This window comes from Streptomyces sp. NRRL S-378, from assembly GCF_000720645.1.
Classification (GTDB): domain Bacteria; phylum Actinomycetota; class Actinomycetes; order Streptomycetales; family Streptomycetaceae; genus Streptomyces.
Window position 1 is genome coordinate 1 of the sequence record NZ_JOBX01000191.1, and the last position, 682, is coordinate 682.

The following is a 682-nucleotide window of genomic DNA, read 5'->3' on the forward strand; positions in this document are numbered from 1 at the left end:
GGGCACCAGGACCGTGCCCGAGACGACATGGTCGGCGAGCCAGGGCTGGGTACGCACCGACAGCACACCCGTACCCACCACCCCACCCGTCTCGGGGAGCGGGACCCAGGCACCGACGAGGGCGTGGTCGGCGCCGGCGAGGCCGAGCGAGGCGGCGTCGACCGTGCCTCCCCAGACGTCCGGCCAGTACCAGTCGCGCTGGAAGGCGTACGTCGGCAGCTCCACCCGGCGGGTGTCGGGGGCGAGCGCGGCGAGGGCCGGCTTCCAGTCGACGGCGCGGCCGGCCGTGTGGAGTTTGCCGAGGGCGGTGAGGGCCGTCTCGGTCTCGCCGCGGCCGCGACGCTGGAGGGCGGCGAGGTGCACGTCGGCACCGTCGAGGACCTCTTGCGCCAGGGCGGTGAGGACGCCGTCGGGGCCGGCCTCCAGGAAAGTGGTCACGCCCAGTTCGTGCAGAGTGGCCACTCCGTCGGCGAAGCGGACGGCGTCACGGACATGACGGACCCAGTAGTCCGGGGACAGCAGCTCCTCCGTACCGGCGGCCTTGCCCGTCACGTTGGACACCACCGGGATCCGGGGAGCGTCATAGGTGAGGCCGGCGGCGATCTCACGGAACTCCGCGAGCATCGGGTCCATCAGCAGCGAGTGGAAGGCATGGCTCACGGTCAGACGCTTCGTCTTGCGG

General features: G+C 72.4%; 1 protein-coding gene. It reads right to left on the reverse strand.

Features of this window, described 5'->3' with window-relative positions:
- Nucleotides 1-660, reverse strand: a 660-nt coding sequence (locus tag IH80_RS40385) for an acyltransferase domain-containing protein (RefSeq protein WP_234432546.1), incomplete at its 3' end; no start/stop codon positions are given.
- Between the last annotated feature and the right edge of the window lie 22 nt (nt 661-682).